Origin of the sequence: Epilithonimonas tenax DSM 16811, from assembly GCF_000428485.1 — a bacterium.
Taxonomy (GTDB): domain Bacteria; phylum Bacteroidota; class Bacteroidia; order Flavobacteriales; family Weeksellaceae; genus Epilithonimonas; species Epilithonimonas tenax.
In genome coordinates, this window is sequence record NZ_AUAA01000044.1 from 1 (window position 1) to 24524 (window position 24524).

The following is a 24524-nucleotide window of genomic DNA, read 5'->3' on the forward strand; positions in this document are numbered from 1 at the left end:
TCGTGTTTGTAACATCTCCAGCTACTAATTTATCCGGTCAGGTCATTCATATCACAAAGTCCGGGTTGTATTATTTTGACGGTGATCTATGGAAGTCATTTATACAAGAAGACCCACTAGATACAGTTGCGCTCAAGGGCAACACTTCTACGGTTGAACTTATTGTCAAGAACAGTCTGCATCTTGATTTTGATGAGAAAGAAAATTACATACTGGGCATTTCCAGAAGTCCAATCATAGGTGATTACAATTCTATTTTTGCCACCGATTCAAATATAACGTCCGGAAAGGGAAATTCAGCCAGCGCTTACGCAATGTCTCAAGGCGAAATTACAGGTAAACTTAATTATGGAGCAGGAGTTTCAGCATTGAACGGAATCTTAAATGGAGTGATTTCCGGAAGCAGAAATATCGGAATTGGTCCTGGAGCCATGTCATACATCACTTCAGGAAACGATAACATATCTATCGGCTACCTGTCAGGAACAGGAAACAGAACAGGATCTAACAATATTTTCATTGGTATTGGTGCAGGCAGCCCAGCCACAGGAAACAGAAGCATAAGTAATAAACTGGCTATACATTCAACCCCCGTCACAACAAGTTCAACCAGCTTTTGGGATAGTATCACGAACAATTATACGGATTACAAATTTGCTTTGATTTCGGGGGATTTTTCTGAAAGATGGTTAAATATCAATGGCAAGCTCAGCGTAACACCTTCCCAAATGCCCAATGCAGACGGAGATTTATCCTATACAAAAAAAGTGGTTGCCAAAGCTGATGGATCATTTGGTTTCGCAACAGAAACGGTTCCTAACCCTCCGTCTACCGGAACATATATTCTGAAAAGTGTTAACGGCGTAACAAGTTGGGTAACGCCATAATCATAAAACTATGAAAATTTTTTTTAAATCTTTATCGCTAATAATTATCGTTTCGCTAACATCTTGTAGAGCTATTATTTCGAATCCGGGCAAACCATTAAAAGATAATTCTCTAGAAATAAATCAGAAATATGAAGTTCAGGATTTCACTGCAAAAATCCACAAAATAAAAATCACATTAATTGATAATAAAAGTATTTATGGCATTTCCAAAAAAGGAGAGACTATCTCAATCGATAAAAAACAAATCAGGGAAGTGAAAAAAGTAAAGGTCGTGAGTTCTATCGTTGTAGGCATTATGGCAATTGCAACGGTCATCCTTGTTCCAATATAGAAAACAACATTTAGAAAATCAAATTTGAATTTGAAAGATGAATACTGATGAAGCAAAAGATGAGGTGATTTTGATCAGGATCAAGGGTCAAAAAAAGAAAGACTGGAAAAATCTTTGTTCCAAAAAGCAAATTTCTCTGACAAGCTTAATCATCGACTCTGTTGAGAACAGGATTTTAAATGATGAGAGGAGAAAAATATTGGCGTTCATTGAAAAACAGGATAACATTTTCGGGAAAATTGAAACCAACATCAATCAGGTAGCAAAAATAGCAAATGGTCAAAAGTTCATCAGCGAAAAAGAGCTCAGAAATTTTTCGGATAAGTTAGCAGAGATCTTAATTCTGAAAAAAGAACAGAACGAAATATTTATGAAAATCTATGCAAAGCTATCAAAATGATTGTTAAGATCATGGATCCGGCAGGTCCGAGTTTTCCAGGAGTTCATTATAACGATAAGAAAATTGATAATGGAACCGGAGAATTAAAGCTGATGAAAAATTTTCCTTCCTTCATTAACGAATCAAGCAGCAAGGAAGAAGTAAGAAACTATTTGAGAGCTATTTCGATTGGGAACAAAAAAGTGCAGAAACCTCAATTTCACGCAATGATCTCTACGAAATTTCAAGGACATTCGAAAGAAGAGCTGACTAAGATCGCGGCGAATTTTATGGATGAAATGAAATATGGCGAACAGCCTTTCATTGTGGTGTTTCATAAGGATACAGATAATAATCACGTACACATAGTTTCTACCCGAGTTGATAAACAGACAGGGAAAAAGATCAATGACAGTTATGAAAGGCTTAAAGCCCAAAAAGCATTAAGCGTTACAATGGAAAAATTGTATGGTCAGAAACCGGAAGAAGAACTGGAAAAACTGCTGAACTACAAAATAAGTTCGCTTAATCAGTTGGAAACTCTACTCAATAGAAATGGATATAAGATAGGCAAAAACACAAATGATGAAAATTCTTTTAAAATTTTAAAAAACGGGGTAATACAGCAAACACTTTCAGGAAGTCAGATTGTTTTTGATAACAGCAAAAATGATAAAAGGGCAAAGCAGATCAAAGGTATATTAAGCAAATACAAAGAATTGTATTCCACCAAGGTTTTTAAAGTAGAAGATGATAGGCAACTGAAATCGATGCTCCCAAAAGAAAAATTAGAAGAAAATGATTTAAAAGTAAAAATCACTTTTGAAAGTGAACTTCAAAAAAAGTTGAGAGATGTTTTCGGGATCGATATGGTTTTTCATCATAAAGAAAAAAATCCTTTTGGCTACACTGTAATCGACCATAAAACACAAAAAGTATATAAAGGTAGTGATCTACTGAAAATGAATGAAGTATTTGAATTTACTTCTGAAAAGCTGGATAAGAAGACTTTTGAAATCCTGAAGGATTATAATATTCGCAGCCAGGAAACAAAAAAGATCCTGCTTGAATTTTTTAAGAAGAATAATCCGGAAGCAGAAATCAAGGACTTTATGCTTTTTGAAAACCGGGGTAAAAAAGATCTGGAAACCTATCGAAAAGTCCAGTTTGAAGTAAAGGACTTTATTAGAAATAACAAAAACACAAATGATGAAAAAAAAGATATTTCTATAACGACTGCTGAAGACGGAAAGCTGTATGCTGTTCATACCAAGTTCCATTACGTGGGTGAACTTCAGCCATTAATCGGAGAAAAGGAATATCAAAAATTTCTGAATCCCATAAGCGTAAATGAAGTGCAAACAGAAAACCGGACTGAAAATAATGAAAAAACAGAATTAAACAAAGCCGTCAACGAACTTCTTTTTGAGTTGATGAAAAGTTCTGGAACTGCAAAAGACCCTGCCGAAAATGAACTCAAAAAAAGACAAAAAAAGAGACGATAAAGTTGATGGAAAAATCGTCTTCAGTCCAGTAAAAATCAACTAAAACCTATGATCATCACATTTGCTACCCAAAAAGGAGGAACCGGAAAAACGACATTAGCCATAGCTTTTGCCAATTACATTACCGCTATTTCAGAAAGGAAAATCAATGTTTTCGATTTTGATTATCAGAAATCATTTTACTACAAATGGAAAGATGATGAGCTATTGGACATTCCAAAATTGTACGATGTAGAAATTATTGGCGAGGAAGAAGAGCAGCCTTTTTCAGACTTTGAAACTCTCATTAATTTAAAAGAAAGCGATGAGATTAACCTCTTTGATTTGGCCGGAACGCTCGATGCAAAATACAGTGATTTGCTCATATACAGTGATTTTATCGTAACACCTTTTGAGTATTCCGATGTTTCTGTAAAATCGACTTTGGTCTTTATCAATATGCTGGGACTATTGGAAAGTGAGGCTGAAAGAGTATTTATCCGTTCCAAATATGATAAAGGCTACAAGTATCTGAATCAGGAAGCAATGGACATTGAGCTCGCAAAATATGGAATGCTGCTGCCAAGTCCGGTATTCAAAAGAAACTGCCTACAAACTATTAATACCAGAAGCCTGATAAGCAAACAAAAATATGCAGTAGAACATACATTCGATGAACTTATAAAATACATCAATGAAACCTCAAAAATCAAAATACAAGTGATTAAAAAGAAGGAAAAAATAAAAGATTCAATACCAACATAAAACAACGATCGACTGACAACTAAATCAATAAAAAATGATAAAAATCTCACTTACCATTCTGGCTGTTTATCTGATGTATTATGCAGGTAATATCTTATACGATCTGTTTCTGAAAAAAGAAAGAGAAACCTATAAAGAAGAGACGGAGGAATTTTCTTTGTCCGAAATTTCCGAACAGTACGAAGATCTTACTGCAACTATAGGGATTGAAGATGTAGAAAATCTCAACACTCCCAAGTCCTTTAATAAAAATGTAATCCATTCTGATATCACTGAAGGAAATGAAGAACGACAAGATCTGGAGTATTTAAGAAAACAATTTGAATCTGAACAAGATCTGGATGAATTCGATAATCCATCAAAAAAGGATTTTACCGAAATTGAAAACCAATCACATCCTGAAAATGCTGAATCAAGCGAAGAGTATTTTGAACAAAAGGAAAAAATATCAACCGAAAAGGAAAATCAGAAACCTAATGAAGTGATTAGCGAAAACCCGATCACGGTTAGTGCAGACCAGAAAACTTCCAGAATAAAAGATTGGAAGGCGATGCTCAATCTTTCTGAAACCTTGGTTCAAATGGTTGCGAACTACGATGGATACAAAGTTTATCAATCCACCATGTAGTTAGCCAACTTAAACAAAATCTAACGCACTGATTATTAGAATTAACAGCGGATTTCCATCCGTTGTCCGGGACTTCTATGCCCAAAATTTAACACTCAATTGATTATTAACCCTTTATAAATTTTTTGAATTATGATGAAAAATTTTTTCACAAAAAACGTGACAACAAAAAAAGTTCTAACCCTGGCCTTGGCAATTATGGCGATAACCCCCGCATTTGCCCAAGGTGGTGCAACAGCAATTTCGAATGCAGCAAGTGATATCACTGATTATTGGGATCCGGTCAAACTGATCTTGAAAGCAGTAGGAGGATTGGTTGGTTTCATCGGAGGTCTTCGGGTTTACAACAAATGGACGAATGGTGATCAGGATGTCAACAAAGAGATCCTTGGTTATGGTGGAGCAATGATATTCCTGATTGTAGTTCCGGAATTCGTAACAGCATTCTTTGCCTAATATGGGATTCTATCTCTACAAGGGGCTGAAAAAGCCTCTTGTATTCTTCGGACTCAAAGGGAAATACATCTTTTACGCAGTCGGCGTCATCGGAGGCGGGATCATTTCCGCATTGGTACTCTCGAAGTTTGGTCTCTTAGGCTCTTTGCTTGGTCTTGCAGTCACTGCGGGAGGTGTTTACTTCATTTTCAAAAGACAGGATAAGTATGGTTTGTATGACAAGACCAAAAACTTCGATCACATCTTAATTTTTCCAAAAAGGTTAGACAGTAATAAACTTTTAAAGAATGGCAACAACAAAAAAACAAGCATTTAGCATCCCATTTATAGGCTATGATTATGGAAAAGATTTCAATTGGGATTTTGATGTCCTTTTCGGACAATATGGTAATCCGATTATCGGGATCAAGATAAAAAATATTGTAGAGCAATATTCGGCAGACCCGGATAGCTATCTTAATTTCCACACGGTGTTAAATCAGGTGGTATCGATCATTGGAGAGGGAAGAATTGTTCAGAAGCTCGATATTTTTTCTAAGAAGAAATATACTGCAGAGCAATCCAACCAATTTCTACAACAAAAATATTCAGAACATTTTGACGGCAGGCTTTTCAAAACCATTGAAACGGTTCTGTTCTTTACAGATATTATTGATGATAAACTGAAAAAGAAAAAAAAGCATTACAATTTCTCTGAAAAAAGCTATAAAGAACTACGGGACAAATGCCAAAAAGTATTGATGCTTTTGAAGCAGAATGACTGTGAACCGCAGTTTTTGTTTGAGAAAGATTTTGAATATTACATTTCTGGTGTTTTGTCGATGCAGTTTTCCGAATCTCCCCTATTTGATAATATCAAAAGCACCAACGAATTTTTGCAGATTGGGAACCGATTCGTGAAGAACATTTCTTACGTGGATGTAGAAAACATCGATTTACCTTCAGAAATCGAACCTTATTCTGTTCTCGGCGGTAATGGCGCGGCAGCTGAGACGGCGGTTGATAATTTTAGTTTTATCAATGAACTGGAAGACTACGAAACGATTGTCTATAATCAGATCATTGTGATTCCGCTTCAGGCACAGCAGCAGAGGGAACTCGACAAAAAGAAGAAAAAGCACGAGGGAGCAGCCAACAATTCTCCTTCCAATGCGATCATAGCAGACGAGATTCAGACCCTGCTTCATAACATAGCCATTGACGGACAGCTAGTTGTTAACGCTCATTTTTCCATCCTTTTTTCTGCACAGACACTGGAAAAAATGGAGAACATCCAATCGATGATAGAAAACAAATTATTCACAAAAGGAATCATTGTTTCAAAAAATGCCTACAACCAATTGGAACTCTGGCGATCAGCCATTCCTGGTAATGGAACAGAACTCAGGGAGTATGATCTGTTTATGACGACAAGCGAAGCGGCCTTGTGTTTTTTTTTTAAAGAAAGTTACCCCGTCAATGAAGAATCCAATTTCTATCTGAGGTTTACAGACAGACAAGGCGTTCCACTAAAAGTAGATCCTTCGGATCTACCGATGAAAATAGGAAGAATTAATAACAGAAATAAGTTCGTTCTCGGACCTAGTGGGTCAGGCAAGAGTTTTTTAATGAACAATATTATCGAGCAGTATTTGACCTACAATTATGATGTAGTCATTGTTGATACGGGAGATTCCTATTCGGGAACCTGCAAATATAAGGGAGGAAGATACATCCAATACACTGAAGAAAAACCGATTACTATGAATCCTTTTCTGATGAATAAGAAAGAATTTAATATCGAAAAAATCGAATTTTTGACCAACCTGATCTTCCTGATCTGGCAAGGTCCGGATGCTGCAATGTCATCCGCACAAAAATCCATTTTAGACAATGTGTTGATGTCGTATTACCATCAGTATTTCAACTCGGGAACACAGTGGTATGAAAATAAAACATCTGAAGAACTCATTCTATATTTGGGTAAATACAACATTCACGAAGAGGATCTTTTTTCTGAATATGAGAATGAAGCCAAAGGACAGCATACTTACTATGACATTTTGGGAATTACTTTCGATGCCAGTTCCGATGAAATAAAAGAAGCAGGAAGAAAATTGTTGAAATTTTATCATCCTGATAAGAACATCAATAATCCGGAATATGAAAGCGAAAATTTTTACAAGGTTTATGAAGCGTATGACACGCTTAACGATGAAGAAAGAAGGAAAATATACAATGAAACGCAGTTGATTTTAATCAAGTCGAATGACATCATCAGACAACCCAGATCAGCTGATGAATGGAATGAATCCTTTAGAAAAGCCATCATCAGAAAAATCAAAGAATTAGAAGAAAAGCTAACAGTAGCAGAACTTTCGTTCAATGGGTTTTATGATTACTGTGATCAATTTCTTCCTATCTACCTGAATAACAAAAAACACAATATTATAGAAAAGGAATTTAATCTGCGCACTTTTTTATTTGTACTGAAAGATTTTTACAAAGGCGGAAGGTACGGCACTACGTTAAATGAAAATGCAGATAATACGCTGTTTGACGAATCTTTTATTGTTTTTGAAATTGATAATGTAAAAGATAATCCCAAACTCTTTCCGATCGTAACACTCATTATAATGGACACTTTTATTCAGAAAATGCGCCTTAGAAAAGACCGCAGGAAAGCATTGATTATCGAAGAAGCCTGGAAAGCCATTGCGAGTAAACTGATGGGAGGCTACATTCTTTATTTATACAAAACGGTAAGGAAATTTTGGGGAGAAGCAGTAGTGGTAACGCAGGAGTTGGATGATATTATTGGAAATGCAGTGGTTAAAGATTCCATCATCAATAATTCGGACACGTTTATATTGCTTGACCAGACGAAGTTCAAAGACAACTTTGATAAAATAGCATCACTGCTTTCGCTCAATAAAGTAGAGCAAAACAAGATTTTTACGATCAACAATCTTAACAACAAATTCGGGAGGAGCCGATTCAAGGAATTTTATCTGAAACGAGGTTCAAAAGGAGAAGTGTATGGAAATGAAGTGTCCCTTGAACAGTATTTGACCTATACCACGGAAAAGCCCGAAAAGTCAGCAGTTGAGTACTATGTGCATCAATATGGAGACTATGACGAAGCATTGCACAGGATAGTTGGTGACTTAAAAACCTTCGGAGATAGTCTCGAAAACTTAGTGTCACTCGTGAACTTATATCAAAATCCTCTGGATCAAAAAATCAATTCCTTTTACAGAATGATGAAAAAAGAACACAAAGGAAAGAATGTTTTCAAAGTCATCTCGCAGGAATTGGAAGACCGAAATCTCAGTTTTTTAGAATTAATCAACCAAAAACAAGAGCTATATGAAAAAATTTAGTCTCAAAATAGTAATGCTTCTTTTCCCACTTTATGGGACAATGGCATTCGCTCAAAACACCTACATCGACCCAACCGTAACGGCGGCAATGATTCTCTATTCTGAAAATCTGAAAGCCAAACAGAACGAAGTCATTGAGGAAACTTCAAAGTTAAAGGACGCACAAACCTGGGTGGGAACCCAGATGGTTGCAGCTAATGATATTCAGAATAAAATTTTGAAGGGTTTAAAAGAAGTTTCCGGCACTTTACAAAATGGAATTCAGGCACAGGAAATCTATTCTGAGCTTAATAAATGCTACAATTATTCATCGCAGGTTGTACAACTAGCATCAGAACATCCTGAATATGCAATATTCGGAGTGAAAGCTTCACAAAAAACCTATGAGCAAAGTCTAAAGATCGTGACCGATGTATCTGATATTCTCGCATCCGGAGAACTGAATTTTGCTACTGCAGGAGATCGATATAAAATCCTGCATAATATTTCCGGTAATGTGAAAAATCTGAAGCTTTGGCTTTTGGCGATAAAGTTACGATTGGAAAAAGCCAATCGATTAGGATTCTGGAATTCAATTAATCCATTTGCAGGGTATATCAATACCGACAAAGGTATTGTTGAAAACATAATGAACAGGTACAAACGGAATTTTTAAAAAATTACAAAATGTTAAAGAAGATTCTTCTTAGCCTATTTATTCCGGCTGTTTATTTTGTGTTGACATCCTCCGGTGGCGGTTCTACACCTGCCTGGCAACAGGAAAATGTTTCTTTTCCGATGATGGATATAGAAATCAATGCCACTATGAAAGAACACGACAGGCAAAAGGAAATGCGCCAAAAACAAATTGCCAATGCTACCGTAGAAACAGCTAATAGAACCCAATGGAACCAATTCAAGGAAAAGATTACCAAAGTTCAGGACAGATTGCGGATTATTTCATTTGCCATTCAAGCTGTACCGACAGGAATAGCAATGAGCAGGGAAATAACCAAAATAACAAACAATCAGACTGCTATTATCAATGAAATAAGTGATGCTCCTTATTCAATTATTGCGGTATTGCCTTCCCAGGTTCAATTTGTTGATGATCTGCAAATGGTAACAAGGTTAGTAACAGGGATCATTTTGTCTTACGGAGCCATCAACCAAATGGAAAAATCAGAACGTAAAGTATTATTGGACTATGCTTTAGGGGAACTAAAGGCAATAAGCAGGAATTCTACGCATATGCTGCTCAAGATAAGAGATATTAAAGCCAAAGTAAAACGTAACAAAAGAGCCTTTCAATATTATGTCAATAGGGATAAGCAAGTAGTTGAAAGCATCATGGATAACATCAAATCTTTCTAAAATGAAAAAACTATTTTTTTCCGGAGTTTTTTTCTTCTCTGTTGCATCTGTAAAAAGCCAGCAAATAGTGATTAACGACAAACTTCTGTCACAGATCACCGTAAACCACGGTGTTCGATTAGGAAGCGAACAGGCTTTTCTGGATTCCTATGAAAAGCAAAAAGAATTGTATGATGATATCAACAATAAAATCACGCAGATCATTGCGATTCAGGAATACATCTATCAACAACTGAAAAATGTGAATTCAGCCTTGACCCAGAGCAAAAAACTCATTTATCTCTATCAATATTTGGGTAAAATAGTAACGAACTCCAATAAAATGCTGGATCTATCAGCACAGCATCCTGAATATTCGGTACTCATTTCAAAATATTATGTTGAAATCGGGAAGCAGACGACGAAACTTCAGCAGGAAGTTACGCAGGACATTCTAAATGAGGAAAAAGATTTTCTAATGGACGCAATGGATAGGGAAATGCTGATTGAAAAGATTTTTACAAGGGTCAGAAATATCAACGGAAATATTCTGTACATCAATTTACGATTAGAGAATGCCAAGAAAATCCCTTATCTGTATCAGGTTCCGGTGCTTCGTAATTACATCAATATAGACAAAGCCATTGTTGGCGACATCATCACCAAATACCATTACCTCTTTAATTAAAAAATTATGGAAAATCTACTAAAAAAAATCAGCCTATTTCAGTTCATCTTGATTACAGGCAGTGTGTTTGGACAAGTCAGCGTCAAGAGATTAAATGATCCTTCCATTGTTGCCCAGCATAAAAGAATGGTCTTTCAAGATTGGGGAGATTGGAGACCATATCCAAAATACTTTTTAGGAATCCAAACCAATTTTGCCTACGCAACGGTGTGGGGAATTTGGGCTCCAAAAATCAACAGGGATTATAAGGATGGGGAAGACATTCGTCCATTAAAACCGACAGGAGTTCAAAATCAAAGGTTTGCCCAGCTAAAGTTTCAAGAGGAAGAAGCAAAAAAGATAAAAGCAGCTTCAGATACCATTCATAAAAGGAGCGTTCAGGATTTTGCCCATTGGACGTCCGCTACTGTCGATGCCGATCCTCTTTGGCTATTGTATTACAAACGAATGCTAAAACCTATTACTGAATTTCCCGATACACCTCAAAATTTTATCGAGTGGCGACTGAAAGACCTGCAAACGTTTGAAACACTCAGCTCAACAGGAGCATTAAAAAGACTTCAGGAAGAACTGGATCTCATCAAAGAAAAATATTCAATGTCCAGAAGTATGGATATGCCAAGGGGAAAAAGGTTCATTATGTACCACGAAACCCTTATCAAATGGCGAAAATTTGTTCAGGAATTAAGGAAGCACAACAACAAGACAACACTTCTTACAGATTACAAGAATATTCTGAAAAACCATTCAAATTTTGCTTTGCCACCTGCGTGGACACCTTCATCAGACGGGCAGATTGTTCAAAATATAATGAACCACTACAAACACCGATATTAAAAATGAATAAAACGATAACATTAACTTTTTGCCTATTAGCAATTCTTTTACCTGTAATGGGTTTCGCCCAGACAGACGGCGATTACAGTAATCTACTCCAATTTTTAAAAGGAGATGGCGCTTTTGAAAAATGGTTTATGGAGGTTTTTACCAAATTAGACAATAGTGTACAAGATAGCGCCGCCGGATCTGCTTTGGTAGGAAAAGCAATAGGCGGCTTAGGCGCTCTCATGTACCTTGGATATATGGGTTGGCAAATGGCGGCCGGAGATAGAGAATGGGAAATCACTCCAATGCTGAAACCAATTCTTATCGGATTTACGCTTGTTTATTGGAGTGGATTTGTCAGTATGATTCAAGCGCCATTTGAGGCCATTGCCGAACCCGGAATCTCAATTTTCAGCGAAATCGAATCGGAAGTCAATGATCTACGGGTTGAAAGATTTAAAAAACAGCAACAATTATTGGATGCTGTTATAAAACTGAAAGCGGAAGAAGATGCGAAGCAGGAAGTCATTGAGAATACCACTGAAGATGCTGATGATTCGTGGTTTGATATCAGTGAGGGATTGGATAAATTGATTCAGCCTATCAAAGAATGGTCAATACGAATGGAATTCCAAATGCAAAAATTAGTCGCAGAACTCATTGAGTTTTGTTGCCTTTCCATTCTTAGGATTTGTGTATATCTCATTTTCTTCATTCAAAAAATATGGTCTTACATTTTAATCATTTTAGGACCGATAGCTGTTGGAATGGCTCTTATTCCCGGATTTGAAAATTCATTATACAGTTGGGTCTCAAAATTCATCAACATTAATCTTTACACATTTGTTGCCTACACGATCATCAACATCGGTCAGCAATTGATCGCTTCCGGTTATACAATGGAGATCGAAAGGTATGATACCTTATTATCCAATGGAACCATTACCAACTTAGACGCTTTAATGGTCTATGTGAGTAATTCGGGAATGATTTATAACCAGCTCTTTACCTGTGTTGCCTATGTTGTAACAGGCATCGGAGTTTTAATGACCCCTACAATTGCAGACAGTATTGTTTCAGCCGGAGGGGCGGGAGCGATGACTAAAATGAAAAGTGCAGCAGGAAAAATGGCAAGCAGTGCAAAGACAGCAATATTGGCAGCTAAAACAGGTGGTGCATCTGTAGCAGCAGCCACAGCAAAAAATGCAGCAGCAGGTTCAGCATCGGGAAGAGTTCAAAGAGCGCTGAAAAATGGAAAATAACCTCAAAAAAATACCAAAACAAAATGCTTATCAAAAATATAGAACAAAGAATTAAAATCAACAAGGTCATTTCAATCTCAACCATTGTTTTTGCCGTTTTCATTGTCATTGCCGGATTTTTCTTTGCATACAGAATGATTGAGGATTCCAGAAAATCAATTTACATTTTAGACAATGGCGTTCCGGTTCTTGCCAAGCAAACGGACGTACTACTGAATCGACCTGTAGAATACAAAGCGCAAATAGAACTTTTCCACCGATTGTTTTTTACGCTCGCACCAGATGATACCTATATCAAAGATAATATTCAAAAGTCATTGTATCTCATAGATGACAGCGGAAAAAAAGAATATACCAACTTAAAAGAAAAAGGTTTTTACAATCAGATCATCGCCTCCAGTTCGATGGTAAGTATCCATACCGATTCAATTGCACTCAATATGGAACAGGAGAAATTCTCTTTTTTCGGGAAACAAATGATCACAAGAAAATCTTCCGTCATTACTAGGAAGCTGATTACCGAAGGATTTTTTGAAGACATCATCAGAAGTCCCAATAATCCTCACGGCGTGATCCTTAAAAACTGGCGGATCATCAATAACGAAGAACTATCCAATCAAAACAAAAACTCTTACTAAAAATGGAAACTACATTTAAAAAAAAAGGTCAGAAATGGCTGCAGTGGGCAGTTCAACATCCGAAGAAATTCTTCACGTATTCAATGATTCTACTGTCGGTTTCATTTATTGGGTCTCTCATTCAAGGTGTTTTTTTTCCTTCAGAAACAGCATTTAAAATAAGGCCTCCGGTTTTATACTCTAAAAACAAGACCACTCAAAATCTGACAGCAAACAATGATAAAGAAATGGAGAAAATCGTGACGGAATTGAAAACTTTAAAAATAAAAAGAGACCAAAACGCACTGAACAAAGAAGACAGCTTACGAATTGACTATCTGTTCAACCAATACCAAAAATTAAAAAATGGCCGGTAGCACCGGAGGCAATTTATATAAAAATTAAAAATAAATGAAAAAAATAAATTTTAAAGAAAAAAAATATGTTTTGCCACTATTGGCTTTACCATTTCTTTTTCTTTTCTGCTATGTAGGAGCGCAGTTTGTCAAAGAAGACACGTCTGAAAAAGAGAAACTAAAAGAATTGTCTATTTCACTGGGCGATACGCAAGATTCGATTATGACCAAAAATGATGCTTACGATGCGTTTTTCAAAAAAGAGGACAACCGAACAATGCTTGGTGGATTGGACAAAGAACAAGATAGTTTGTTAAACTATGATGACCAATTGTCATTGGCACAAAAAAGAAAAATTGATTCCTTAAAAGCAGAAAACGGAAGACAAAACAGATACCAGACGAAAGAAAATCAATCCTCGTATTACAAACCAAATCAATCACAAAGGGATGACAAAGATTACAACAGGTCTTCTGAGATTATAAAAATGCTGAATGACAAATCTTACGGAAAGCCAGAAAAAGATTATGCTTTAGAAAATCCGAAAACCAATACTCAAACTACCCAACCAGACCCTGTAAAATATCTGAAAGAACAAATGCTTGTGATGGATTCTTTAGAAAAGTCCCGTGATCCTGAGTACCAAAACAAACTTGCTGCAGAACAGAAACTCAAATCAAATAAGGATAAGATGGATGATTTTCTCAATTCAACTTTCAATGTGAGCAAATCCGGAATCAACAGTGGTTTCAATGCTTTCTATAAAGAGAAGGAAAATAGTTTTATCAAGGCGGTCATTGACGAAAATAACAAAGGGTTTTTAGGAAGCAGGATCAGGTTCCGCTTGTTGGAAGACATCTTTGTTGGAAACAAAAAAATAACAAAAGGTTCCATTTTATATGGTCAGATCTCAGGATTTTCAATGCAACGAGTTAATCTCAATATTGTTTCGGTCTTTACTAATGGAGAAATCTATCCGGTCAATCTATCTATTTATGATGTTGACGGTATGAAAGGATTGTACGTTCCACAAAGTGTTTTCAGAGATATGATGCGGGAAATGGGAAGTAACTCTGTACAAGGCACTCAGATGGATATGGGCGGAAAAGGATTCTTCTCAAGTATTGGATCCAGCCTGTTTACATCAACATCCAAATCTATTGCCAACCTGATCAAAGAGAACAAAGCAAAATTGAAGTACAATTCTTATGTCTTTCTCATCGACGAAAAACAATTGAAAGATTCACAAAACCAAAAAAAATAAAACAATGAAAACTTTATTATACACGCTTTTAATTTTCGTAGCAAACTTACTCACTGCACAAACAGCAACCAAAGAGCAAATTATTTCCGACTTACCGGAAATTGAAATTACTGAAGGAATCAACCTGCATATTATTTCGCCGGAGCCCATTCAGTATGTGGATTTGTCAACCGAACTACTAACGGGAGATTTGCCAGCGACCAATATTGCCAGAATAAAAATCACAGACCATCCTGATTCTGACGAGAAAGGAAAAATCAAAACACCATCTGTTTTTTTTACTGGTAATAAAATCGGAGTGATAACCGTTGTTGCGCAGTCTTTCATCGCACAGTACAAAGTTGTTTACAGAAACCAGGACAACCTCAATACGATTACCAATATCCATATTCAACCCGAAGCAATGCAGCCTGTAGAGTTTGATAAAATGGTTTTCTCAAATCTTGAATTGCGAAAATTCGCAATTGACATTATTCAGAAAAAATCTGAGAAAAATCCGATAAGGGAAGAAAAAAATCTTAAACTAAGCTTTCAGCTCAATAATGTCTATGTCATCAGTGATTACATCTTTTTAGATATGACCATCAAAAATAATTCAAACCTAAGCTATGACATTGAGGATTTGAAATTCTCCTTAGAAGATAAAAAAATCCATAAAGCAACTAATAACCAAAGTGTAGATCTTACCCCAATTTTACAACTGAATCCCCAAAAACATTTCAGAAAAAATTTCAGAAATATTTATGTTTTTAAAAAATTCACTTACCCAAACAGTAAAGTGATGATGATACGATTAATAGAAGAACAGCTTTCTGGAAGAACCATAGAAATGAAGGTCAACTATTCTGAAATTCTACAAGCTGATACATTTTAAAATAATGGATACAAGTGTATTAATTATTACAATCCTACTTTGCTTATCTATATTCTTCTTTTTGATTTGTATGCGTGAGATATATCAATCTAAAAAAAGATCAATAAAGTATATGCAGACCCTGCAAGAAAAAAAAATGGAATTAGCTGAAAAGCTCGAAGAATTACAAAACTACCATATTGAATTGACAAAAAAGGAGGAAGATTTTAAAAATATGGGTAAACAAATAATGCACAATGCTAAATGTTGGGAAAATTTAAAAAAATCATCAAAAGAACATATAGTTCGTAATTCACAAAATTAAAATAATGCAAGAACAACAACATCAAATAAAAATTTATGGCTTTCTGCAAAAGGCAGTTTATGCGGTCGTTGCATTAGATTGTGCTTCGCTTTTTTACCTTAATGCTGATGTTCGGGTAGTATCGAACTTATTGAAAAATTTTTCAAAGCTGAGTTTTATTTACCCACCCATCAATGCCAAGTTTGCAACCGTGATTTTGATAGGATTAGTTGCGATTGGTACAAAAGCCAAGAAAAAGAAAGACCTCAATGTTGCTAAGGAAATTGTCGTTCCTATGATTTTGGGATTGCTGATGATTTTCTCTTCGCTGATATGTCAAAATGAGGCAGGAAATGCGAAGCTTCCAAAAGTATTTCCCGGATTTAATCTCTATCAGGTAATTTATGCTGTTCTTTCTTTTTTAGGAGCCGTTATTCTTCAAATGGGTGCAGACAGTATTTCAAAACTGGTGCAGCAGAAAATGGGAAAAGACCGCTGGAATGTTGAAGAAGAATCTTTCGATCAGAATCGAGAATTAATGAACACTGATACTTCGATTAACATTCCTTACATCTTCAGATATAAAAATAAGACATATGAAGGGTATATTAATATTGATCCTTTTAGAGGAACAATGGTCATCGGAACACCAGGTTCTGGAAAGTCGTTTGGTGTCATCAATCCCGCCATAAGACAAATGATCGCCAAAGGTTTCTGTCTCTGCATCTACGATTTTAAATTTCCTGATCTAGCACAGATTGCATACTACCATTATTTGTTGAAAAAAAGTAAGGAAGCAGACTACGATTACAATTTCCACGTCATCAATCTCAATGAAGTGGAAAAATCAAAACGAGTCAATCCATTTCATAAGAAGTACATCCAAACTTTAGCAGAAGCCCAGGAAATGGCAGAATCAATGGTTTCATCTTTGCAAAAAGGAGGTTCCAGTTCTGGAGGTGGTTCTGAAGCTTTCTTTACCCAATCTGCGATAAATTTCCTTTCGTCCTGCATTTATTTTTTTGCAACATTCGAAAATGGAAAATATTCTGATTTGCCTCATATTCTTTCCTTTATGAATAGAAGCTATAAAGAAATTTTCGACACGCTTTTTACCAATGAAGAAATTTTCTCTTTGCTGTCACCTTTCAAGACGGCCTATGACAACAAAGCATTTGACCAATTGGAAGGCCAAATCGGAACACTCAAAATTTTCCTTTCAAGATTGGCAACAAAAGAAAGTTTTTGGGTGTTTTCAGGAGATGAAGTAGAATTGAAGATAACCGACAGAGATAATCCTTCTATTATTATTCTGGCATCAGACCCGGGAACACAGGATATTAATTCTGCATTGTATTCTTCGGTATTAAACAGGACTTTAAGATTGATCAATTCCAAACACAATTTACCGGGAGGAATTATCGCAGACGAATTTCCGACGATTTATATTCATAAAATTGATAACATCGTGGCCACTGCAAGAAGCAATAAAGTTGCTGTAATGCTTGGATTACAAGAAATTCCGCAGCTCAGACAGTTCTACAAAAAAGAAGTTGCAGATACTATTTCTGCGATTGTTGGAAATATTATTTCCGGTTCTGCCAGAGACAAAAATACATTGGATTGGTTGGAAAAACTATTTGGGAAAATTAAACAGAAATCATACTCACAATCAATTTCACAGCAAGGGACGACCACCAGTATTAATGAAAAGATGGACAATATGATTCCTGCCGGAAAAATTGCGGCTCTGAAAACCGGAGAAATGGTTGGAATGATCGCACAGGGAGAAGAAAATGATGCTGAGGAATATAAAACGTCTGCAATTAGTGGTAAAATTAACCTGGATATGAAAGCGATTCAAGAAGAAGAAAAAAACTATGTTAAAATGCCATCTTATTACTCTTTTGTAGATAAAAAAGGGGTTAACCGCAAAGAAGAAGTGCTGATGACCAACTTTAGAAAGATCAACAAAGAAGTGGAACTCATTGTGAATGAAAATATTAAAGCTGCGTAAAATGAAAAAACTAAAATACACATTTACATTGATGGCGCTGTTTTACAGCTGCTTATGCTTTGCCCAATTCAATACGATTACACCAACAATACCGAAAAAATCTGAAAATCCAAAGGTATCCGAAAAATCTAATATTGAAGATCCGGTAAAACAAAAGAAGGCTAAGAAATCTTGGAAGCAAGTTTTAAATATCACCACAAAATCAGATTTAAAAAATGAAACCAAAGGTTCGACGAAGTGGTTAACGAGTCAAATAGATTCACTGAAAACACTGATTAAAGAGTATAGCAGTGTAAAAGAAATACGAAAAAATGAGTTTGAAAAACTGAAAGATTCTTTGATGCTGCAAGCACAAAATAGAGTAGAAGAAACAAACCAAGCATCAAAAAAACAAAACTTTTTTACAACGTATGATTTTGTAGATGAACCGGCAGCATCTTTTTCAAAAATTGTAATGCCTCTTAAAAACAAAATCACCATTACATCTTCGTACGGAACAAGAACTCATCCTATTTTCAGGACAAAAAAAATGCACAATGGGATCGACCTAAAAGCCAGCTATGAGAATGTCTATTCTGTAATGGATGGAATTGTTACAGCAACAGGCTGGGATTCTAAAGGCGGGGGAAATTTCATAAAAGTAAAACATTTTAACCGTTTCGAAACTTCCTATCTGCATCTCTCAGAAATATATTATCGGGCAGGAGAAATAGTAAAAGCCGGATTTGTCATCGGAAAAAGCGGGAATACCGGAAACTCCACAGGACCACATCTGCATTTTTCGGTGAAAGAATTCGGACAAAGCATCAACCCTTCTCATTTTTTAAATGACCTCATAAAAGTAAACAATTTAATAGCAAACCGTTATGAACACTAATACTTTACCAACAGACGAACTAAAAAAATACGGAATTATCTATGAAGATCTGTCATTCTCTAAAAAACTGAATGCAGATGATATTCAGAAATTTCTGAAGGGATACACCATTGTCGCGGACAACGACAAAAACAGGGCAACTTTTCAGCTTACGGATAATAATACCCAACTAAAGGTCATCTTTTTAGAGCGAGATAAAAAACTACCGGAAATACTTAAAAACAGTAAAGACAGAGTTGAATATACCGATATTCAAAAGGTCTCTAACAAGCTGTCGCTGGAGTTTTCTGCGCTTGAAAAAAAAGCTTTCATTTTTGACAAAGAAACCAGCAAAGTTGTTGAGTTTGACTTCATCAAAAACGCTACGGAGCTTACTGCCATCATTGCTGATAAAAAGGATACAGAAGAACTGAATCGTTATAAAAATGAATTGCTGAAACTGAAAAGTTATCTTTTGGACAAGATAGACGAGTATCCTGAAATAGCCAAGGAGATAACGAATGATCTCAGCATCGTTTCCAGAGAGATCAATTCCGTGAACAGCATCGCTACAAGCCAAAAACAAATCTCCAAAGCAGATGATTCCGACATTCAGCTGAATGTGAATGATCCGGATGTTTATCAGGATGCCAATCAAAGAAGAGACGATGAGCAGGAGCATGACGAAGAAGTGGAGAAATCAAGAAAGTTTAGAAGGTAAATAAAATGGAAGATAATCTAACCTGGTTTGATAAGAATATAGTTCCGAGAACGAAGGCTTATAAAAATTTTGTGAAGGAAATGGAAAGTATGTCACCTGAAATTTTTTTTCGGGACGGAGAGAGGATATTTACTGATAAAGAGAAAAATTTTATGTCCATTCACCAATCTAAGGGAAGAGCAGTTATCATAGGTTCAAATTTTACATTAAAAACAATTTTTAATTCAAATCCCGATCTCGTTATTAGGGATACATTTAACAATCCTGCTGAATTAGTCAGATTTATTGAAAAGCAGCAACTAGCCAATAAACAGTTGATCTTGCAAAATAACAGGGAATCTACTGAAATAACTATAAGTTATGAGTCAATAAAGCAGAAGTTTCTCTCTGATCTCTGGGCTCAGGAATTGGAGAAAAAAACTGATTTAAGTTCCGGATTGACCTATACACAAATTGATGAAAAGCAAGCTCATCATTATCGAAATTATGAAGTTGAAGCAGCAAAGTTACTATTAGAAGTGGCTCATCAAATTGAAGAACCTGATCTGGAAAAAAATGTAGACTTTTTTTCAGATGAAGGTTTTGAGGAAAATTTAATCCCTGCATCTAGTCTTCCGAATGGCTGGACCTGGAACGATTACGATGATGGGAGTGGCTCGCTGAGGAGTCCAAGCGGTCATAGGTATTACAGCTATGATCTTCAAAATCAGGAATATACATTACCGTACGGTCGGCGAGAATGGACAGGTATGAGAGATTTTTATGATGCTCCAAAAAGTTTGAACGAATTCAAAAGCTATGTTGAAAACGACTTAAAAGCAAAAGCGGTGCAAAATAATCTTAATCCGAAACTTTCCGAAGAGGAAAAAAAATGATCTTCTCAATTACAGGATCTTTATGAAAGAAAACGAATTCATACTGGAAAATTTACATATTACCTCAAGCCAGAGAAAAGCTTATTCAGAAAAAATGGAATTTGGAACAACGAATGGAGATTATTCTTTGACCAATAAACAATTAGACCAAATTCCGGACGTCCTTGATGGACACGACCTGTCCAAAAATGATAAATACGCATTAGCTTTTGGCTTGTTGGAAAAATCGGAATATGGCGAATCTTATGAAATATTGATCAGCGGTGAAATTTTAAAAATCTATCTGGAAGAAGATAGTTTACCAAAAAATCGAATATTAACAATCAACGAAATAAAATTTAACAATCAAAACCCAAACATTATGGAAACACAAAAAGAACATGAACCATCTCAGTATCCGAAATTTCAGTTAAAATATCTTGGTTTCGGAGAAGGAGAACAACTGCACAAAGATTTAGAAAATGGGATTAATGCTCCCGAAAAAGAGTTCGAAATTAAAACCACTTCCGACAAAACGATGCCCGGAAATGAAATGGAATTCACGTTAAAATTCAATAAGATAGAAAATGGAAGTGTCTTTATGAATTTTTATAATGCTAAACTCACTAAAGAAAATGGCGACGTTATCTCCCACAATTTTCCTGTTAACAGAGTAAATACATTTACTGCTAAAGAAGCAGTCAACCTTTTGGAAGGGCGTACGGTAAAAATAGAATTTCACAATCCGAAAACAGAAAAAATAGAACCTGCATTTGCCAAACTGAATTTTAACGAATCCAAAACTGAAAAAGGAAATTATAATTTCCAGAATTTTTACAAAAATTATGGTGTTGATACGGCTCAGATCGTAGAAAAATCCAAACTGATCTTCGATAAGCCGGAATGGAAGGAAAGTACCATAAAATCTCTGGAAAAAGGAAATATCGTCAAGGTAAAATTTGAATTGGATGATAAAGTCATAGAAGGCAAAGCGGTGCTGAATCCGCAATACAAAAATATGAATCTGTATGATTCCGATATGAACAGAATCAATACCAATAAACCTTTAGAAGGTTTGGAACAAGACAACAAGCACGAAAAAAATAACGTGAAAGAACAAAGTATTAAACGATAGATAACACGTACAACCAATCATTTATTTCCCAGCGGTAAGTCAAATTAATTAGGCTGCCGCTTTTTTAAATCTACCAAAATGAAAAAACTTATAATACTTCCCTGGTTATTTTTACTACTTGCTCTTATTTCCTGCCACAAAGAAATCAAATCCGAAAAAGGAGGAATCGATGTTGTTTCTAATGTATATTTCGATGTTTCCAAAAATCTGGACAAGATCCAAAGTTTTCATTTGTCAAGCCTTAATTATTCGCGAGATTCTATTATAGAAAGGATTCCGGATGCTGATGCTCTCGAAATAACCCAACAGATTTATTTCATTAAAGATTCATTGTGCTATACCATTGAAAATGAAAATCCGGGCAAAATTATTCTGTCAGACGTCATAAAAAAACAAAAGCCGCTTTCGGTTGAAGAGAAAAAACGAGGAACATTGTTTTCTCAGGAAAAAATCCCCAATTACAGAAACAGAAAAAATCTGAGTGATACGGTTTTGTTTAAGAAAAAATACAAACGATTTGAAATCAACTCACCTTGGATGTACACCCGATTTTACATTTATCCAACGGATACTATTTTACCGTACTCTATTTACAAACACGTGGAAAAGGACTACCAAGGTAGGCTTGAAAGGATTGATTCTTACAATAAAAAGACGGACATATTCGTGACGCTTCAATTGATAGCAAGAAAAAACTGGGACAGTGAAGCCAAAGAAATTTTTGAATTTAACCACTTCATAAAAAGCAGAAAAAGTGAAAGATGAAGATTTTTTTAATGAGATAAATAATGACATTTCTGTAGTTGAAGGAAATAAAAAGGAACTTATTGTTTTCACAAACAGTAAGGATATGCTTTCATTCTTGGAGCTTCTTCAAATGAATAAGAAAGTCAATAATAGAACATTGATTACGCTTAATTCCGGTTCAAATAGCAAAAAGTTCCTCAATAGATATCAGAATTATGATGGTAAAATGTTTCTTTGTCTTACCGGGGACAGAACGGGAAATGCAATAACCATGAAAATTCTTACAGAATTTAATGGCAAAAATATCAAAGACGTTCGTCCGTTGTATGAAATTTCTGAAAATGGGAATCAAGACCTAAGCGAATATTTAGACAATAAACTCAATCGTCAAGATAAAAATACTAATTTAGTTGAACCAAAAATTTCTGAAAATGAAAGCAATGCAATTGAATCCGGAAGAACATCCGATTCTCAGCAAGTGGGAAACGGAACACCTGAACAACACACTGGAGAACTTGGCTCAAAAAACCAATCCGAGCAAATCGGAAGTTACGGAAGCGGACAATCATTGGGCAGCAACAATGCTGGAAATGGACTTGCAGGCACAGAGCGGAGCAATTTGGGAAACAGAGACCGAGAAAGAGGATCCGATGGTGGAACACAATCGGAAAATGCTCAAAAAAATGAGGGAAGAGAACATTCCTTGGGCGGAATCATATCCGGGAGACCTGTATCCGATAGACGAAGATCCGAAGGAAGATTTTCCGAGGTAAGCGAAAATTCAACAAATTATGTAGAGCTTGATGCTCTCATTTCAAGATATAAAGACCGAAAACTGAATAATGAACAAGTTGCAGAATTGGTTTCCGCAGCTTGTTTTGTTTCTGACGACCACAAAATCTTTCTAAAGGAAAATCTTAACATCACTGATAATTTAAAAGTAATCTGCAACCAATTCCAAAGTGGTGGAACTTCAAAAGAGGGTAGAGGGATTTTAGATGAATACTACACGCAGGATAAAATCGTTGATGCCGTCCGTAATTTAATCAAAGACCATTTCAAAACCCAAAAAGAAATTTCTATTTTAGAACCTAGTATTGGAACCGGAAATTTCATTTATGCTACTCACCGATTATCTGTAAATTCTAAAATTACAGGTTTTGAAATCAACGAGACCACCGCAAAAATTGCCAAAATTCTACATCCCGAGGCGGACATTAATCTTCGTTCGTTTGAAACTGAATTTATTGATGATCGAGGTAATAGAAAAGACTCAAAAGATTTTTCAGAAAAGTATGATTTGGTCATCGGGAATCCGCCCTATGGTGAACATCGGGGACTTTACAAGGGGTTGGGAGAGGAGCCTAAAATTTCAAAATACGAAGATTATTTCGTTAAACGGTCTTTGGATTCACTAAAACCTAATGGAGTTTTGGCAATGGTACTTCCATCATCTTGGCTGAACCGTCGAAGCAATTTAAAAAATGCCAATATTCTGGAAGGTTTCCGCTTACCCAATGGAGCTTTTGCAGGAACACAAATCGGAACCGACATTATCATTCTAAGAAAAAACACTCAAAATATCTCTACTGATATTTCTAATTATTTCGATGATAACCCAGCAAGAATTTTGGGTGAAACCCGAGAGAAAACCAACCGGTTCGGGCGATTAGAAAAATATATTCGCGGAAATTTAGATGAAGCTTTATTTAAGATTGACCAGTTTAAAAATAGGATAGAAACCCAACGGATCGGAAATCTGTTTGAAGATTTGTTTTTAGAGGAAGAAGCTAAAGTTGAAAATAAAGTTTCTGTACCTAAAAAAGGGATTGCAAAAATTGAAGATCCTGCGAGGATTGAAAACAAAAACAAAAATAAAAATGAACTCAATGTAACAGAAGCTCAAGAAAAAATTGACCAAGTACTTTCCAAACTCAATGACATTAAGTTTAAATCTCCCACAATTACGACTGAAATTAGCAAGTATGAAAAACTGCGCAAAGATCTAATCACAAAGCCGACATCGTTTTCTGATGAAAAATTAAAAGAATTGATTGAAAAAAATGACAGGATTATTTCTATTCACAATATAAAAAATCAGACTGAGTACTCGTAGTGCATTATCAAACTAATGCAATTTTAATATTATTCATTTTTCTATTAAATACAAAAACATTTACAAATTGAATGAAAGTTAATGCTGTTATTTTGCTCAATATCCTTGTTTTAAAACCTTCAAATGATTTTGCGTAGTTGTTTCTGATTTTAAATTGGTCACAAAGCTGAGAGAATAATGTCTCTATTCTTTTTCTCGATTTTCTGAAAATATATTTTTGTTTTTGATAATTTTTTTGGTTGTTTCTCATGGGTGTATCCAGCTTTATATTCGCATAATTGA

27 protein-coding genes are annotated in these 24524 nt (G+C 35.6%); 26 read left to right on the forward strand and 1 reads right to left on the reverse strand.

Going from position 1 to position 24524, the window contains the following annotated elements; translation table 11 throughout:
- The 26 genes from F564_RS20795 to F564_RS0114870 form a co-directional block, all read left to right on the forward strand.
- Positions 1-887 (forward strand): hypothetical protein (locus F564_RS20795; RefSeq protein ID WP_034981749.1); only part of this gene is annotated, 887 nt, incomplete at its 5' end.
- 10 nt (positions 888-897) lie between these two features.
- Complete coding sequence (locus F564_RS0114750; protein ID WP_028122616.1) at positions 898-1221, forward strand: bacteriophage spanin2 family protein; 324 nt, start codon at positions 898-900, stop codon at positions 1219-1221.
- A gap of 37 nt (positions 1222-1258) precedes the next feature.
- A complete protein-coding gene (locus F564_RS0114755; RefSeq protein ID WP_028122617.1) occupies positions 1259-1621 on the forward strand; it encodes a hypothetical protein in 363 nt (120 codons plus the stop codon).
- Positions 1618-3105, forward strand: a complete 1488-nt coding sequence (locus F564_RS0114760; protein WP_028122618.1) for a relaxase/mobilization nuclease domain-containing protein — start codon at positions 1618-1620, stop codon at positions 3103-3105. The genes F564_RS0114755 and F564_RS0114760 overlap by 4 nt, the downstream gene beginning before the upstream one ends.
- 48 nt (positions 3106-3153) lie before the next feature.
- A complete protein-coding gene (locus F564_RS19410) occupies positions 3154-3849 on the forward strand; it encodes a ParA family protein (RefSeq protein WP_051259641.1) in 696 nt (231 codons plus the stop codon).
- A gap of 34 nt (positions 3850-3883) precedes the next feature.
- Complete coding sequence (locus F564_RS0114770; protein WP_028122619.1) at positions 3884-4477, forward strand: hypothetical protein; 594 nt, start codon at positions 3884-3886, stop codon at positions 4475-4477.
- 135 nt (positions 4478-4612) lie between these two features.
- A complete protein-coding gene (locus F564_RS0114775) occupies positions 4613-4933 on the forward strand; it encodes a DUF4134 domain-containing protein (RefSeq protein WP_371462110.1) in 321 nt (106 codons plus the stop codon).
- A 1-nt stretch (position 4934) separates the two neighbouring features.
- The gene (locus tag F564_RS0114780; protein WP_028122620.1) at positions 4935-5249 is read left to right on the forward strand and encodes a DUF4133 domain-containing protein; all 315 of its coding nucleotides are present in this window, start codon (positions 4935-4937) and stop codon (positions 5247-5249) included.
- Positions 5221-8295: a TraG family conjugative transposon ATPase gene (locus F564_RS0114785; protein ID WP_028122621.1), complete on the forward strand. Its 3075-nt coding sequence runs from the start codon at positions 5221-5223 to the stop codon at positions 8293-8295. Before F564_RS0114780 ends, F564_RS0114785 begins: the two co-directional genes overlap by 29 nt.
- Positions 8282-8950: a hypothetical protein gene (locus tag F564_RS0114790; RefSeq protein WP_028122622.1), complete on the forward strand. Its 669-nt coding sequence runs from the start codon at positions 8282-8284 to the stop codon at positions 8948-8950. Before F564_RS0114785 ends, F564_RS0114790 begins: the two co-directional genes overlap by 14 nt.
- A gap of 11 nt (positions 8951-8961) precedes the next feature.
- Positions 8962-9648: a hypothetical protein gene (locus F564_RS0114795; RefSeq protein WP_028122623.1), complete on the forward strand. Its 687-nt coding sequence runs from the start codon at positions 8962-8964 to the stop codon at positions 9646-9648.
- A 1-nt stretch (position 9649) separates the two neighbouring features.
- Positions 9650-10315 carry a hypothetical protein gene (locus tag F564_RS0114800; protein WP_028123314.1) on the forward strand — a complete coding sequence of 222 codons (666 nt, stop codon included), beginning with the start codon at positions 9650-9652 and terminating at the stop codon, positions 10313-10315.
- Positions 10316-10321: 6 nt separating this feature from the next.
- Positions 10322-11152 (forward strand): hypothetical protein, encoded by an 831-nt coding sequence (locus F564_RS0114805; protein ID WP_028123315.1) that lies wholly within the window; start codon positions 10322-10324, stop codon positions 11150-11152.
- A gap of 2 nt (positions 11153-11154) precedes the next feature.
- Entirely contained in the window at positions 11155-12402 is a 1248-nt protein-coding gene (locus F564_RS0114810) for a membrane protein (RefSeq protein WP_028123316.1), read from the forward strand.
- A 23-nt stretch (positions 12403-12425) separates the two neighbouring features.
- On the forward strand, positions 12426-13040 hold the full coding sequence (gene traK, locus F564_RS0114815; RefSeq protein ID WP_028123317.1) for a conjugative transposon protein TraK: 615 nt from the start codon (positions 12426-12428) through the stop codon (positions 13038-13040).
- 2 nt (positions 13041-13042) lie between these two features.
- On the forward strand, positions 13043-13396 hold the full coding sequence (locus tag F564_RS0114820) for a hypothetical protein (protein WP_028123318.1): 354 nt from the start codon (positions 13043-13045) through the stop codon (positions 13394-13396).
- Positions 13397-13430: 34 nt separating this feature from the next.
- Positions 13431-14639, forward strand: a complete 1209-nt coding sequence (gene traM / locus F564_RS0114825; RefSeq protein ID WP_028123319.1) for a conjugative transposon protein TraM — start codon at positions 13431-13433, stop codon at positions 14637-14639.
- Between the two features lie 4 nt (positions 14640-14643).
- A complete protein-coding gene (locus tag F564_RS0114830; protein ID WP_028123320.1) occupies positions 14644-15513 on the forward strand; it encodes a DUF4138 domain-containing protein in 870 nt (289 codons plus the stop codon).
- A gap of 4 nt (positions 15514-15517) precedes the next feature.
- The gene (locus F564_RS0114835) at positions 15518-15817 is read left to right on the forward strand and encodes a hypothetical protein (RefSeq protein ID WP_154656889.1); all 300 of its coding nucleotides are present in this window, start codon (positions 15518-15520) and stop codon (positions 15815-15817) included.
- A 4-nt stretch (positions 15818-15821) separates the two neighbouring features.
- Positions 15822-17813: a type IV secretion system DNA-binding domain-containing protein gene (locus F564_RS0114840; RefSeq protein WP_028123322.1), complete on the forward strand. Its 1992-nt coding sequence runs from the start codon at positions 15822-15824 to the stop codon at positions 17811-17813.
- A 1-nt stretch (position 17814) separates the two neighbouring features.
- On the forward strand, positions 17815-18690 hold the full coding sequence (locus F564_RS0114845; RefSeq protein WP_051259697.1) for a M23 family metallopeptidase: 876 nt from the start codon (positions 17815-17817) through the stop codon (positions 18688-18690).
- A complete protein-coding gene (locus F564_RS0114850; protein WP_028123324.1) occupies positions 18680-19390 on the forward strand; it encodes a hypothetical protein in 711 nt (236 codons plus the stop codon). Before F564_RS0114845 ends, F564_RS0114850 begins: the two co-directional genes overlap by 11 nt.
- 5 nt (positions 19391-19395) lie before the next feature.
- A complete protein-coding gene (locus tag F564_RS21030; protein WP_028123325.1) occupies positions 19396-20265 on the forward strand; it encodes a hypothetical protein in 870 nt (289 codons plus the stop codon).
- Positions 20266-20287: 22 nt separating this feature from the next.
- The gene (locus tag F564_RS21035) at positions 20288-21379 is read left to right on the forward strand and encodes a hypothetical protein (RefSeq protein WP_051259696.1); all 1092 of its coding nucleotides are present in this window, start codon (positions 20288-20290) and stop codon (positions 21377-21379) included.
- A gap of 78 nt (positions 21380-21457) precedes the next feature.
- Positions 21458-22144 (forward strand): hypothetical protein, encoded by a 687-nt coding sequence (locus tag F564_RS0114865; RefSeq protein ID WP_028123312.1) that lies wholly within the window; start codon positions 21458-21460, stop codon positions 22142-22144.
- Positions 22134-24242: an HsdM family class I SAM-dependent methyltransferase gene (locus F564_RS0114870; protein WP_028123313.1), complete on the forward strand. Its 2109-nt coding sequence runs from the start codon at positions 22134-22136 to the stop codon at positions 24240-24242. Before F564_RS0114865 ends, F564_RS0114870 begins: the two co-directional genes overlap by 11 nt.
- Positions 24243-24249: 7 nt before the next feature.
- Here the strand turns inward: F564_RS0114870 and F564_RS0114875 are convergent.
- Positions 24250-24524, reverse strand: a 275-nt coding sequence (locus tag F564_RS0114875; protein ID WP_154656805.1) for a transposase, incomplete at its 5' end; no start/stop codon positions are given.

What these genes read in the sequence shown, in the direction of transcription:
- F564_RS0114850 (WP_028123324.1), top strand. Translation starts at nt 18,680, where the DNA reads ATGAACACTAATACTTTACCAACAGACGAACTAAAAAAATACGGAATT.
- F564_RS21035 (WP_051259696.1), top strand. Translation starts at nt 20,288, where the DNA reads ATGAAAGAAAACGAATTCATACTGGAAAATTTACATATTACCTCAAGC.
- F564_RS0114805 (WP_028123315.1), top strand. Translation starts at nt 10,322, where the DNA reads ATGGAAAATCTACTAAAAAAAATCAGCCTATTTCAGTTCATCTTGATT.
- F564_RS0114770 (WP_028122619.1), top strand. Translation starts at nt 3,884, where the DNA reads ATGATAAAAATCTCACTTACCATTCTGGCTGTTTATCTGATGTATTAT.
- F564_RS0114800 (WP_028123314.1), top strand. Translation starts at nt 9,650, where the DNA reads ATGAAAAAACTATTTTTTTCCGGAGTTTTTTTCTTCTCTGTTGCATCT.
- F564_RS0114755 (WP_028122617.1), top strand. Translation starts at nt 1,259, where the DNA reads ATGAATACTGATGAAGCAAAAGATGAGGTGATTTTGATCAGGATCAAG.
- F564_RS21030 (WP_028123325.1), top strand. Translation starts at nt 19,396, where the DNA reads ATGGAAGATAATCTAACCTGGTTTGATAAGAATATAGTTCCGAGAACG.
- traM (WP_028123319.1), top strand. Translation starts at nt 13,431, where the DNA reads ATGAAAAAAATAAATTTTAAAGAAAAAAAATATGTTTTGCCACTATTG.
- F564_RS0114750 (WP_028122616.1), top strand. Translation starts at nt 898, where the DNA reads ATGAAAATTTTTTTTAAATCTTTATCGCTAATAATTATCGTTTCGCTA.
- F564_RS0114810 (WP_028123316.1), top strand. Translation starts at nt 11,155, where the DNA reads ATGAATAAAACGATAACATTAACTTTTTGCCTATTAGCAATTCTTTTA.
- F564_RS19410 (WP_051259641.1), top strand. Translation starts at nt 3,154, where the DNA reads ATGATCATCACATTTGCTACCCAAAAAGGAGGAACCGGAAAAACGACA.
- F564_RS0114785 (WP_028122621.1), top strand. Translation starts at nt 5,221, where the DNA reads ATGGCAACAACAAAAAAACAAGCATTTAGCATCCCATTTATAGGCTAT.
- F564_RS0114780 (WP_028122620.1), top strand. Translation starts at nt 4,935, where the DNA reads ATGGGATTCTATCTCTACAAGGGGCTGAAAAAGCCTCTTGTATTCTTC.
- F564_RS0114760 (WP_028122618.1), top strand. Translation starts at nt 1,618, where the DNA reads ATGATTGTTAAGATCATGGATCCGGCAGGTCCGAGTTTTCCAGGAGTT.
- F564_RS0114845 (WP_051259697.1), top strand. Translation starts at nt 17,815, where the DNA reads ATGAAAAAACTAAAATACACATTTACATTGATGGCGCTGTTTTACAGC.
- F564_RS0114830 (WP_028123320.1), top strand. Translation starts at nt 14,644, where the DNA reads ATGAAAACTTTATTATACACGCTTTTAATTTTCGTAGCAAACTTACTC.
- F564_RS0114820 (WP_028123318.1), top strand. Translation starts at nt 13,043, where the DNA reads ATGGAAACTACATTTAAAAAAAAAGGTCAGAAATGGCTGCAGTGGGCA.
- F564_RS0114840 (WP_028123322.1), top strand. Translation starts at nt 15,822, where the DNA reads ATGCAAGAACAACAACATCAAATAAAAATTTATGGCTTTCTGCAAAAG.
- F564_RS0114790 (WP_028122622.1), top strand. Translation starts at nt 8,282, where the DNA reads ATGAAAAAATTTAGTCTCAAAATAGTAATGCTTCTTTTCCCACTTTAT.
- F564_RS0114775 (WP_371462110.1), top strand. Translation starts at nt 4,613, where the DNA reads ATGAAAAATTTTTTCACAAAAAACGTGACAACAAAAAAAGTTCTAACC.
- F564_RS0114795 (WP_028122623.1), top strand. Translation starts at nt 8,962, where the DNA reads ATGTTAAAGAAGATTCTTCTTAGCCTATTTATTCCGGCTGTTTATTTT.
- F564_RS0114835 (WP_154656889.1), top strand. Translation starts at nt 15,518, where the DNA reads ATGGATACAAGTGTATTAATTATTACAATCCTACTTTGCTTATCTATA.
- traK (WP_028123317.1), top strand. Translation starts at nt 12,426, where the DNA reads ATGCTTATCAAAAATATAGAACAAAGAATTAAAATCAACAAGGTCATT.
- F564_RS0114865 (WP_028123312.1), top strand. Translation starts at nt 21,458, where the DNA reads ATGAAAAAACTTATAATACTTCCCTGGTTATTTTTACTACTTGCTCTT.